Genomic DNA, 305 nt, shown 5'->3' on the forward strand with positions numbered 1-305 from the left:
CCCCCGCGTCCCGCGGGTCTCATCCAGCTCATCCAGAGTGGCACTCAGACGCTTGAACGCCTCATCGTCATCGAACTCCCCCTGCACGAACCGGATACCCTCGGAAAGCTGGTTCCAGACGGCGTCGTCGAACGGGGTCCGGGAATACGCTTTGACGGCTTCCTTTAGCCCAGCCGCAAAATCCTCATTCTCCCGGTTCTGACGGGCGAAGCCGACCAACGCGAAGCTTGGCGGCAACAGGCCCCGGTTGGCGAGGTCGTACACGGCGGGCAGGAGTTTCTTACGGGCAAGATCGCCGGTGACTC

General features: G+C 63.0%; 1 pseudogene. It reads right to left on the reverse strand.

From position 1 onward, the window contains the following. Positions 1-305 (reverse strand): annotated as a pseudogene (locus A3M3_RS26340) (glucose-6-phosphate dehydrogenase); the annotation flags it as partial.

This window comes from Arthrobacter sp. MA-N2, assembly GCF_000517125.1.
Classification (GTDB): Bacteria; Actinomycetota; Actinomycetes; order Actinomycetales; family Micrococcaceae; genus Arthrobacter; species Arthrobacter methylotrophus.